Annotated in this window: 9 protein-coding genes, 1 tRNA gene and 1 pseudogene; 6 read left to right on the forward strand and 5 right to left on the reverse strand. The window is 52.0% G+C overall.

Annotated elements, in window-relative coordinates:
- Positions 1 to 1,590, forward strand: coding sequence for a microcin C ABC transporter ATP-binding protein YejF (gene yejF / locus EHN13_RS17005; protein WP_048211140.1), 1,590 nt, complete (start codon positions 1 to 3; stop codon positions 1,588 to 1,590).
- Positions 1,591 to 1,593: 3 nt separating this feature from the next.
- Here the strand turns inward: yejF and EHN13_RS17010 are convergent, their stop codons facing one another.
- From EHN13_RS17010 to rsuA, 3 genes are all read right to left on the reverse strand, one after another.
- Entirely contained in the window at positions 1,594 to 1,938 is a 345-nt protein-coding gene (locus tag EHN13_RS17010) for a YejG family protein (RefSeq protein WP_087051313.1), read from the reverse strand.
- 333 nt (positions 1,939 to 2,271) lie between these two features.
- Positions 2,272 to 3,462: a Bcr/CflA family multidrug efflux MFS transporter gene (locus EHN13_RS17020; protein WP_048211138.1), complete on the reverse strand. Its 1,191-nt coding sequence runs from the start codon at positions 3,460 to 3,462 to the stop codon at positions 2,272 to 2,274.
- A gap of 15 nt (positions 3,463 to 3,477) precedes the next feature.
- A complete protein-coding gene (rsuA, locus tag EHN13_RS17025) occupies positions 3,478 to 4,185 on the reverse strand; it encodes a 16S rRNA pseudouridine(516) synthase RsuA (protein WP_101741551.1) in 708 nt (235 codons plus the stop codon).
- 151 nt (positions 4,186 to 4,336) lie between these two features.
- On the opposite strand from rsuA, the gene radD reads away from it, so the two are divergent.
- On the forward strand, positions 4,337 to 6,097 hold the full coding sequence (gene radD / locus EHN13_RS17030; protein WP_061068182.1) for a DNA repair helicase RadD: 1,761 nt from the start codon (positions 4,337 to 4,339) through the stop codon (positions 6,095 to 6,097).
- Between the two features lie 124 nt (positions 6,098 to 6,221).
- On the forward strand, positions 6,222 to 6,506 hold the full coding sequence (rplY, locus tag EHN13_RS17035; protein ID WP_003027502.1) for a 50S ribosomal protein L25: 285 nt from the start codon (positions 6,222 to 6,224) through the stop codon (positions 6,504 to 6,506).
- Between the two features lie 120 nt (positions 6,507 to 6,626).
- Here rplY and yejK read toward each other — a convergent pair whose 3' ends face one another.
- Entirely contained in the window at positions 6,627 to 7,634 is a 1,008-nt protein-coding gene (gene yejK / locus EHN13_RS17040; RefSeq protein ID WP_005129293.1) for a nucleoid-associated protein YejK, read from the reverse strand.
- 134 nt (positions 7,635 to 7,768) lie between these two features.
- Here yejK and EHN13_RS17045 point away from each other — a divergent pair, with 134 nt between their 5' ends.
- From EHN13_RS17045 to EHN13_RS17055, 3 genes are all read left to right on the forward strand, one after another.
- Positions 7,769 to 7,996: a YejL family protein gene (locus EHN13_RS17045; protein WP_003027506.1), complete on the forward strand. Its 228-nt coding sequence runs from the start codon at positions 7,769 to 7,771 to the stop codon at positions 7,994 to 7,996.
- Between the two features lie 31 nt (positions 7,997 to 8,027).
- Complete coding sequence (gene yejM / locus EHN13_RS17050) at positions 8,028 to 9,788, forward strand: LPS biosynthesis-modulating metalloenzyme YejM (protein WP_061068183.1); 1,761 nt, start codon at positions 8,028 to 8,030, stop codon at positions 9,786 to 9,788.
- A 75-nt stretch (positions 9,789 to 9,863) separates the two neighbouring features.
- Positions 9,864 to 9,940, forward strand: a tRNA-Pro gene (locus tag EHN13_RS17055).
- Between the two features lie 96 nt (positions 9,941 to 10,036).
- On the opposite strand, the pseudogene EHN13_RS24640 reads toward EHN13_RS17055, so the two are convergent.
- A pseudogene (locus tag EHN13_RS24640) lies at positions 10,037 to 10,209 on the reverse strand (VENN motif pre-toxin domain-containing protein); the annotation flags it as partial.
- Positions 10,210 to 10,213: the final 4 nt, after the last annotated feature.

Genomic DNA, 10,213 nt, shown 5'->3' on the forward strand with positions numbered 1-10,213 from the left:
ATGACACAACCTCTGTTAGCTATTGACAATTTATCGGTAGGTTTTCGCCAACAGAACACCGTGCGCACCGTGGTCAACAGTCTGTCACTGCGCGTTGATGCCGGACAAACGCTGGCGCTGGTGGGCGAGTCCGGCTCAGGTAAAAGCGTCACCGCGCTTTCGGTGTTGCGTCTGTTGCCCACGCCGCCTGCGGTGTACCTCTCCGGTGATATCCGCTTTCACGGCGCATCACTACTTCACGCTAACGAGCAGACGCTTCGCGGTGTGCGGGGAAATAAAATCGCCATGATTTTCCAGGAACCAATGGTGTCGCTAAATCCACTCCACAACCTGGAAAAGCAGCTTTATGAAGTGCTGTCGCTGCATCGGGGAATGCGTCGGGAAGCCGCACGGGCAGAAATTCTGACCTGTCTGGATCGTGTAGGCATTCGCCATGCAGCGAAACGCCTTACAGATTATCCGCACCAGCTTTCCGGCGGTGAGCGCCAGCGCGTAATGATTGCTATGGCGCTGTTAACCCGCCCGGAGCTGCTAATTGCTGATGAACCAACCACCGCGCTGGATGTCTCTGTGCAGGCGCAAATTTTGCAACTGCTGCGGGAGTTGCAGCGTGAGCTGAACATGGGATTGCTGTTCATCACTCATAATCTCAGCATCGTGAGAAAGCTAGCCGATTCCATTGCCGTCATGCAGAACGGTCAATGCGTTGAACAAAACCGTGCCGAGCCACTGCTTGCCGCGCCAACCCATTCCTACACACAGAAACTGTTAAATAGCGAACCCTCCGGCGATCCAGTACCTTTAGCCGCCGGACAACCGCCATTGCTGGAAGTGAATGGGCTCAGGGTCGCCTTTCCCGTACGCAAGGGTATCCTCAAGCGCGTGGTGGATCATAACGTCGTGGTTAACAACGTCAGTTTTACCCTCAGACCCGGTGAAACACTGGGACTGGTGGGTGAATCAGGCTCCGGGAAAAGTACCACTGGTCTGGCGCTACTGCGATTAATCACATCGCAAGGCAGTATTGTGTTCGATGGTCTGGCGCTGCATACCTTAAATCGCCGCCAACTGTTGCCAGTACGTCACCGCATTCAGGTGGTCTTTCAGGACCCCAACTCTTCACTGAATCCGCGTTTGAGCGTATTACAAATTATTGAAGAGGGATTGCGCGTTCACCAGCCAACGCTTTCCGCTGAACAGCGTGAAGCGCAGGTAAAAGCAGTGATGGCTGAAGTCGGACTCGATAGCGAAACCCGCCATCGTTATCCTGCAGAGTTTTCTGGCGGTCAACGCCAGCGCATAGCCATTGCCAGGGCATTGATTCTCAAACCCTCGCTGATCATTCTGGATGAGCCAACATCCTCGCTCGACAGAACCGTACAGGCGCAAATCCTCACGCTGTTAAAGTCCTTACAGGAAAAGCATCGTCTGGCTTATATTTTTATCAGCCATGATTTGCATGTTGTACGTGCGTTATGCCATCAGGTAATTGTGTTGCGGCAGGGAGAAGTCGTGGAACAGGGGCAATGCGAGCACGTATTTAACGCGCCACAACAGGCCTATACGCGTCAGCTGCTCGCGCTAAGCTGACGCTCAAAACGGATTGTTGTTTGAAAACGGTTCTGCGATGGCCACGCCGAAATTTTTCAGTCTGCAGGTCGCGGCAAACTCATCCTGGCGATTCACAAACAGGCACGGTTCCCCTTCACATTCCAGCACGGAACAAGGTACCTCAATGTCGCTGAGAGCCTGGCTAAGTTTATGCATGACTGACCATGCGCTGTCACCATCAGGACTAAGCAATTTGAGGGCCACCAGGCTGTTCTCATTGCTCTGACCGTTGTGCGGAATCGGTTCAACCTTTGAACCTGCGAAACCCACCGACCAACGATAGCACTGCGGCAGACGATGAACGATTGAGAGTTGTAATGTCATCACTTTCTTTCCCTGGAAGTACAATCACTTCACAATTATTTTACATCAATATTAACACATCATTGACAATACGTCTTTAGACAGTTGGTAAACGTTTACACCCAGTCTTTATGCCGCTTTCCGAACCCACTATTTAAATTTATTCAACGGTTCAGGCATGTTTCCGCGCTATATGTACTCGTTTCTGCGATCTAACTCAACCTTTTTAACTACAATGATGTGACTTTTTACATAAATTGATTTTACATAAAATAAACATAAGCGGGGAAAATGATAGATTTGCGGTTGATGTACATCAACTCTGGAGGCCTTATGACCCCCAGGTTGTGTAATAGATCACCGTTTTTTGGCGCGACTGGCGTAGAGATAGAAGAGAATTGAGCTGGTGGCGCAAAACGCTATCGACCATATCATTGGCCAGGCCGAGTTAAAGGTTGCCAGAGATAACAGCGCGCCAACAATCGCGCCGATGCCAAAACGAAACGTCCCCGCCAACGATGAGGCCGTCCCGGCCATGTGTGGAAACTCATCCAGAATGACCGCCATCGCATTTGATGACACCATCGACACACAACCTACAAACGCCGCAACACCGACAACCAGTGCCCAGAATCCAACGCCGAACAGCGCGCTGAATACCATCCAGCCCGCCATCACAAACTGGATCCACAGCCCGGTACGGAACATATTTAGTGCACCAACCCGCCGAACAAAGCGGCTGTTGATGATGGTCATCACGAACAGGAACACAATATTCAGCGCGAAGTAATAGCCGAAATTCTGCGGTGAAACGTGGTTGATCTCAATGTAGACAAAAGGTCCGGCGCTCAGGAAAGAAAACATCCCGGCAAAGCTAAACCCACTGGCCAGCATGTAACTCAGGACGCGCTTGTGGCGAAACAGCGAGGCAAAGTTGCCCAGAGTCGTGCGCAAGCGAAACGGCTGGCGACGCTCTACGGGCAAGGTCTCTTTGATCAGCGTAAAGATCATCACCGAGGCCAGAATCGCCGCCACAGCGAGGATCCAGAAGATATAGTGCCAACTCAGCCATACCAGCACCCAACCGCCCACAATAGGTGCCATCAGTGGCGCAATCGTCGTCACCAGCATGACAAATGACATCATGCGCGAGAATTCTTCTTTCGGATAGATGTCGCGCATCAGGGCATTGATGACCACGCTTGCCGCCGCAGCTGCCAGACCATGGAAGAAACGCATAGTGATCAACTGATCGATAGTTTGCGCCAACGCACAGGCGACCGCTGCTGCCGCAAAAACCAGAGTCCCGCCCAGTATCACCGGTTTACGCCCGATGCTGTCGGCCATCGGACCATAGATCAACTGCCCAACCGCGAACCCCAGAATATAGGTACTGAGGGTCATTTGCGCGCTGCCTGCCGGCACGCCAAATTGAGCAGAGATCACCGGCAGTGCCGGAAGATACATATCGATCGACAACGGCATCAACATGGCCAATAAGCCAAGGATAAAAACAATGGCAATTGAAGAGTTCTGCCGGGTGGTCACATTTAGCTCCTGAAATTAACGCGGGGTTAAGTTAACGCTGGCGATTTCTTCTTCGGTCAATGGACGGTATTCTCCGGGCGCCAGATCCTCATCAAGCTTGATGGCACCGATGCGTTCACGATGCAGTTCCACAACGTGGTTTCCCACGGCGGCAAACATACGTTTAACCTGATGATAGCGCCCTTCACTGATGGTCAAACGTACCTGAGTCGGCGTAATCACTTCCAGCACGGCGGGTTTGGTCAGGTCTTTCTCATTGTGCAACTGTACGCCACGGGCAAACTGTTCGGCGGTATCATCTGCCACTGGCGACTCCAGCGTCACCAGATAGGTTTTCTCACAATGGTGGCGAGGCGAAGTGATGCGATGTGACCACTGTCCGTCGTCGGTCATTAACACCAGTCCGGTGGTATCGATATCCAGACGCCCTGCCGCATGTAGTTTGTGCGCCACTGGTTCATCAAGGAAATAGAGCACAGTCGGGTGATCCGGGTCATCCGTTGAGCAAACATAACCCTGGGGCTTATTCAGCATAAAATAGCGCGGGCCATTTTGTTGAACCAGGGAATTACCGTCATATTCTACGTCGTGCTCTGGCAGCAGCTTAAAAGCGCTATTTCTGACGATTTCGCCGTCGACGGTAACACGGTTACCACGGATCTCACGCCCGGCAATAGCGCGGCTGACGCCGAGTTGCTGAGCGATAAATTTATCAAGTCGCATGAGTGTGATTTTGCCTGTAACAATACGGAAATCGGGCGTTATGCCCGAAAAGTGGAGCCGTTTTCCGCTCAGTATAACGAGCTAACAACTTCCCTCAAGGGAAAAAGATTCGTGGCATACTATACGCGAGACTGTTACATATTGTGAGCCCATGATTTTTACTCTTCGTCCTTACCAAAAAGAAGCCGTGGATGCCACGCTCAACCATTTTCGCCATCACCGTACTCCGGCAGTTATCGTCCTCCCCACAGGCGCAGGCAAAAGCCTGGTGATTGCCGAGCTGGCTCGCGTGGCGCGGGGTCGCGTACTGGTACTGGCGCACGTCAAAGAGCTGGTCGCGCAAAACCACGCGAAATATTGCGCGCTGGGGCTGGAAGCCGATATTTTTGCCGCAGGTCTGAAGCGTAAAGAGAGTCACGGGAAAGTGGTCTTTGGCAGCGTACAGTCGGTGGCGCGCAATCTGGACGCCTTTCAGGGAGAATTCTCCCTGCTCATCGTCGATGAATGCCATCGCATTGGTGATGATGAAGAGAGCCAGTATCAACAAATCCTGACACACCTGACCAACGTAAACCCTCACTTACGCCTGCTCGGGCTTACCGCCACGCCTTTTCGTTTGGGCAAAGGCTGGATTTATCATTTTCATTATCACGGAATGGTGCGCGGCGATGAAAAAGCACTGTTTCGCGACTGCATTTATGAATTACCGCTGCGCTACATGATTAAACATGGCTACCTGACGCCGCCAGAACGCCTCGACATGCCGGTCGTACAATATGATTTCAGCCGCCTGCAGGCGCAAAGTAACGGCCTGTTTAGCGAAGCGGACCTGAATCAGGAACTGAAAAAGCAGCAGCGAATAACGCCGCATATCATCAGCCAGATTGTCGAGTTTGCTCAGACACGCAAAGGGGTAATGATTTTCGCCGCTACCGTTGAGCACGCCAAAGAGATAGTCGGCCTGCTGCCTGCTGATGATGCGGCGCTTATCACCGGGGACACGCCTGGCGCTGAACGCGACGTGTTGATTGAAGAGTTCAAAGCCCAACGTTTTCGCTATCTGGTGAATGTGTCGGTCCTGACCACTGGCTTCGATGCCCCGCACGTCGACCTTATCGCCATTCTGCGCCCGACCGAGTCAGTTAGCCTGTATCAACAAATTGTCGGTCGTGGGTTGCGCCTGGCGCCGGGGAAAACGGACTGTCTGATCCTTGATTACGCCGGGAATCCACACGACCTGTACGCCCCGGAAGTGGGTGCGCCCAAAGGGAAAAGTGACAACGTTCCGGTACAGGTGTTCTGTCCTGCCTGCGGCTTTGCCAACACCTTCTGGGGAAAAACAACGGCCGACGGCACGCTGATTGAGCACTTTGGCCGCCGCTGTCAGGGATGGTTTGAAGATGATGACGGCCATCGCGAACAGTGCGATTTTCGTTTCCGTTTTAAAAACTGCCCGCAGTGCAACGCGGAAAATGACATCGCCGCCCGCCGTTGTCGGGAGTGCGACACGGTACTGGTTGACCCGGATGACATGCTGAAAGCCGCGCTCAGGCTTAAAGATGCGCTGGTTTTGCGCTGCAGCGGGATGGCGCTACAAAATGGGCAGGATGAAAAAGGCGAATGGCTGAAAATTACCTATTACGATGAAGATGGCGCCGACGTCAGCGAACGCTTTCGCCTGCATACTCCCGCGCAGCGTACAGCCTTCGAGCAACTGTTTATTCGCCCGCACACCCGAACGCCCGGCATTCCCTTACGCTGGATAACCGCCGCCGATATCCTCGCCCAGCAGGCGCTGTTACGTCATCCTGATTTCGTGGTCGCGCGCATGAAAGGTCAGTACTGGCAGGTCCGTGAAAAGGTCTTCGATTATGAAGGACGCTTTCGTCGGGCACATGAATTACGCGGTTAATCGTACTTTTGATTGATGTACCAGCCGTTTGAGTATAGAATCTCGCCCGCTTTTGCATACGCAAAGCAGATCACTTACCTGTTGCTGGGTCGCCTGTAGCAGGAATTATTAAAGAGAGATTTAAATGTTTACTATCAACGCTGAAGTACGTAAAGAGCAGGGTAAGGGTGCGAGCCGCCGCCTGCGTGCCGCTAACAAGTTCCCGGCAATCATCTACGGTGGCGCAGAAGCCCCGATTGCTATCGAACTGGATCACGATGCAGTTATGAACATGCAAGCTAAAGCTGAATTCTACAGCGAAGTTCTGACCATCGTTGTTGACGGTAAAGAAGTTAAAGTTAAAGCTCAGGCTGTACAGCGTCACCCGTTCAAGCCGAAGCTGTCTCACATCGACTTCGTTCGCGCGTAATCGCAAACAAGTTGAAGAAAAACCCCGCCAAGGCGGGGTTTTTTTATGGGATTTTGTAATCGATACTGATGGTTCTCGTCGACCGGATAAGGCGTATACGCTCTCACCCGGCAAACGGTTTTATTTCCCGCCCGACGTGCGACGCTGGAGCTGATCGCGCAGGTTCGGCGGCGTACCTTTGATGGTCAAAGTATCTGTAGCCGGATCCCAGAAAATACGTTCACCCAGTAACATGGCGTCGAAGTTGATGGTTAACCCACCGCCGCTTCCGGCAAATTTGGTTAACTGACGCAGCGTACTGCGATCCGCCGGAAAGCTCTCTTCCAGCTCGTAGCCTTTATCTGCGGTAAATTCGCTGAAGCTGACTTCACTGACGCCGGAAAGCTCTTTGGACAGCGACTCCAGCTCGATCTCTTCACCGGCTTGTAGCTGTTCGTTGCAGTAGCTGTACACCTGCTGACGCACGTTCTGGCGTTCAGCTTTATCGAGCTGCGCCTCGGCAGTAAAGTCGTCCACTGCCTGCAGCAGGCCACGGTTTTGCGCTTTGGCATTCAGACCTTCGCTGGCACCGAGGAAATCCATAAAGAAATCGGCGACTTTGCGCCCTACCCGCCCTTTCAGGAACGTCAGATAGCGCGTGGACTCCGGATTGGTTTCCCACTCGGTTAAATCAATACGCGCCACGATATCCGCATGATTGATGTCCAGATAGTGCGTCGGATTGATATCCAGATTTTCATTGACGCGCATGCTACTTAAATTGTTCAGCACGGCGACCAACAGATACTCTACCGCCAGATAACGGTAATGGCAGAACAGGACAATACCGCCGTCGGCAAAAGGATATTTCGCCAGCTCGTCCCGCAAGCGTCCGGTCGCGGCACGACTAAATGCCAGAAAATCCTCTTCACCCTGACGCTGTAAACGCAGCGTTTGCGCCAGTTCACTCTCTTCGCTAAACAGGCCATAGGCTTTATTCTTGGCGCTATACACCCGGTGCAGCTCAGCCATCATCTCGACAACCGTCGCTGTCGGTTCCAGTAATGAATCGCGCAAGACCAGCTCAAGGTTCTGCTCGTCACGTTTGATAAGCTGGTGCAGGGCAATCTGGTTGATATCCAGACTCATGATAAACTCTCCTTTTAGACCGGGCGGTATTCAACCACCTGCCGGGCAGTGACGCAATAGAAGATAAAAAAGCAGAAAAAAAACTGTCTGTACGGTAATATGTTGCCCTTTCATGAACAGACTGATTTCGATTTATGCCACAAATTTCCCGCTATAGTGACGAACACGTTGAACAACTGCTGAATGAGATGCTCAACGTACTGGAAAAACATAAGGCGCCAACCGATCTTTCCCTGATGGTATTGGGAAATATGGTGACTAACCTTATCAATACAAGCATCGCACCGGCCCAGCGCCAGGCGATTGCCAACTCTTTTGCCCGCGCATTGCAGTCTTCGGTAAACGACGACCAAGCGCATTAAGAGCCTGCTCCGGGGAAACGAACAACAGTTTATGGTAACTCATCGTCAGCGCTACCGTGAGAAAGTCTCCCAGATGGTTAGCTGGGGGCACTGGTTTGCCTTGTTCAACATTCTGTTGGCCATGGTACTCGGTAGCCGTTACCTGTTTGTCGCCGACTGGCCGACAACGCTTGCAGGGCGTGTTTATTCCTATGTAAGCCTGGTCGGACATTTTAGTTTTCTGGTGTTTGCCACCTATCTGCTAATCCTGTTTCCTCTGACGTTTATCGTCATGTCCCAGAGGCTGATGCGATTCTTATCAGCCATCCTGGCGACAGCAGGCATGACGCTGTTGCTCATCGACAGCGAAGTGTTTACCCGCTTCCACCTGCATCTCAACCCCATCGTCTGGGAGCTGGTCATTAACCCTGACCAGAATGAAGCGGCGCGTGACTGGCAACTGATGTTTATCAGTGTGCCAATCATTCTGCTAATCGAAATGCTGTTTGCGACCTGGAGCTGGCAGAAACTGCGCAGCCTGACGCGTCGCCGCCATTTTGCCAAACCGTTAGCCGCATTCTTCTTCATTTGCTTTATCGCCTCGCACGTGGTGTATATCTGGGCTGATGCCAACTTCTATCGCCCGATTACCATGCAGCGCGCGAACCTGCCGCTCTCTTACCCAATGACGGCGCGTAAGTTTCTGGAAAAACATGGTCTGTTGGATGCGCAAGAGTATCAACGCCGCCTGATTGAACAGGGTAATCCGGAAGCGGTCTCCGTCCAGTATCCGCTCAGTGAGCTGCGTTACCGTGATATGGGAACGGGTCAGAATGTCCTGCTGATCACCGTTGACGGTCTGAACTACTCGCGCTTTGAACAGCAAATGCCTGCTCTGGCAGAATTTGCCGGGCAGAATATCTCCTTTACGCGCCACATGAGTTCGGGAAATACTGCCGACAACGGGATTTTTGGCCTGTTTTATGGCGTTTCACCAAGCTACATGGACGGCATTTTGTCGACCCGAACGCCTGCCGCGCTAATCTCTGCGCTGAATCAACAAGGTTATCAGTTGGGATTGTTCTCCTCTGATGGCTTCACTAGCCCACTGTATCGCCAGGCATTGCTGTCAGACTTTTCGATGCCAAACGTGCAAACGCAATCTGATCAACAAACTGCAAGCCAGTGGATTAACTGGCTGGGCCGCTATGCGCAAGATGATAACCGTTGGTTCTCATGGGTTTCCTTTAACGGAACGAACCTTGATGACAGCAACCAGAAGAATTTTGCCAAACGCTACGCCAGCGCGGCGCAAGATGTGGATGCCAACATCAACCGTATACTCAGCGCCCTGCGTGACTCCGGCAAACTGAACAACACGGTGGTCATTATTACCGCGGGCCGGGGCGTGCCGTTGACGCAGGAAGAGAATAACTTCGCATGGTCGCGTGGCCATCTACAGGTGCCTCTGGTTATTCACTGGCCGGGAACACCTGCGCAGCGTATTAATAGCCTGACCGATCATACTGACCTGATGACAACACTGATGCAGCGCCTGCTCCACGTCAGTACCCCAGCAAGCGAGTACTCACAGGGTCAGGATTTGTTTAATGCAACACGCCGCCATTACTGGGTCACGGCAGCTGACAGCAGCACCATGGCCATTACCACACCAGAGATGACGCTGGTGCTTAATAACAACGGTAATTACCAGACCTATAATTTACGCGGCGAGAAAATTAAAGATCAGAAACCGCAGCTAAGTTTGCTGCTGCAAGTGCTGACGGATGAGAAACGATTTATCGCTAACTGATTAATTATAAATCAGTTAGCAGTCCATCCTCTTGCATTCGTGGTGGAAAGCAGTAGTATTAGCAGCCATAAGTGTCGGCACGTAGCGCAGCCTGGTAGCGCACCGTCATGGGGTGTCGGGGGTCGGAGGTTCAAATCCTCTCGTGCCGACCAAAATTCCCCAAAAAACCAACCTTCTACGGTTGGTTTTTTTATGCCTGTTTTCTGTATGGGGAAGCAATGGGGAATTATCGGGGAAAAACCCCGGCGCATATGTGAAGGATCTTTGGTGAATTTAGGAACCAGTGCATCGCTACGTTTATCGGCATTCTCCAGCTTGATAAGTCATTAGCAGTTGCTAATGACTTATCACCGTTCTTAATTTTCTCAACGGCCTTATCAAGTTTGTCTGAAGATGTTGCACAAAGGAAATCATTCTCAACAACA

Source organism: Citrobacter youngae (assembly GCF_003818115.1).
GTDB classification, from domain to species: domain Bacteria; phylum Pseudomonadota; class Gammaproteobacteria; order Enterobacterales; family Enterobacteriaceae; genus Citrobacter; species Citrobacter youngae.

Coding starts and splice junctions, on each gene's coding strand:
- yejK (WP_005129293.1), bottom strand. CDS start 7,634: ATGAGTCTGGATATCAACCAGATTGCCCTGCACCAGCTTATCAAACGT.
- radD (WP_061068182.1), top strand. CDS start 4,337: ATGATTTTTACTCTTCGTCCTTACCAAAAAGAAGCCGTGGATGCCACG.
- EHN13_RS17045 (WP_003027506.1), top strand. CDS start 7,769: ATGCCACAAATTTCCCGCTATAGTGACGAACACGTTGAACAACTGCTG.
- rplY (WP_003027502.1), top strand. CDS start 6,222: ATGTTTACTATCAACGCTGAAGTACGTAAAGAGCAGGGTAAGGGTGCG.
- rsuA (WP_101741551.1), bottom strand. CDS start 4,185: ATGCGACTTGATAAATTTATCGCTCAGCAACTCGGCGTCAGCCGCGCT.
- yejF (WP_048211140.1), top strand. CDS start 1: ATGACACAACCTCTGTTAGCTATTGACAATTTATCGGTAGGTTTTCGC.
- yejM (WP_061068183.1), top strand. CDS start 8,028: ATGGTAACTCATCGTCAGCGCTACCGTGAGAAAGTCTCCCAGATGGTT.